This window comes from Barnesiella sp., from assembly GCF_022723415.1.
GTDB lineage: Bacteria > Bacteroidota > Bacteroidia > Bacteroidales > Barnesiellaceae > Barnesiella > Barnesiella intestinihominis.
The window spans coordinates 1-1017 of the sequence record NZ_JAIJHU010000154.1 but is presented as its reverse complement, the minus strand read 5'-3'; the positions used below and the strand labels follow the sequence as shown (position 1 = coordinate 1017).

The window sequence follows — 1017 nt, the reverse complement described above, 5'->3', positions numbered from 1 at the left end:
AACAAGGTCTCCTTGTGAGAGGCGAGCGCCTCAAGCGCTCGCCGGTGACGCATTCTGAGTTAGAAATTCGTGAAACGCACCGGTTTTGTGCGAATGACAATAATAAAATAACAGAAAAGGAGTGGTGGGCGGTCGCCCACCACTCCAAAAACCCGATAATCTAATAGCGGGTTAGAATTGTTAATAATCTAAAAGTGATGGAGGGTCAGATATTGATAAATCAATGTTTTTGGGTGTCAACAAAAAATTGATTTTTTTAATGAGTGTTGACAGTGATGTGAGGTTGTTAAAATGACAGGTAAAGAATTGAAAGCAATGCGCTTAAAAACAGGATTGAGTCAGCGTGAAGTAGCTAAAGCTATGTCGATTAGTCATTCTAGTTTGTCTTTATATGAAGTGGAACGTAGAAAAATTAGTGAAGAATTAGCCGAAAGGCTAATTAAGTTTTATCAATCAGTCGAAACTAACGAATATTTAGAAGCACATTTCGATTATATGCGTGTTTGTTTTCCAACGAATAATCATGTGAAGGTAATTGAAGAGGTTCTCAAATTAGATTATGACTTGTTTGTATTTAAAGAAACCAAGTTATACGGTTACCGAGAAATGTACTTCTATGGTGATATTCGAGTATTAAACTCTGATCCGATGACGGATCGAGGAGTTTTGATTGAACTAGCAGGGCAAGGGTGCCGTAATTATGAAGTTTTTTTAGAAGAGTGGCAAGAAAACTGGAAGGACTTTATTCGTCGATGTTTTCAATCTTTTCAAGGAAAAGTTAATTTTCCGAGGGTGGATGTGGCATTAGATGATAAAAAGGAAATGATTTCTATTCCTTTTATTGCTCAACGATGTAATGAGGGATTGTATAAGACAAGGTTTCGGTCGGTTCGAGTAATTGATGAACGAGAAACAGGTGGAAATACTAGTAAAGGTTGTACGATCTACTTTGGTTCACGACAGAGTTCTATGCACTTCTGTTTTTATCAGAAGAATTTAGAACAAGCAAAAAAATTA

General features: G+C 36.8%; 1 protein-coding gene. It reads left to right on the top strand.

Annotation, left to right across the window (positions count from 1 at the left end; all coding sequences use genetic code 11):
• Nucleotides 1-291: 291 nt before the first annotated feature.
• On the top strand, nt 292-1017 hold a 726-nt coding region (locus QVD32_RS13240), incomplete at its 3' end, for a replication initiation factor domain-containing protein (RefSeq protein ID WP_287710404.1).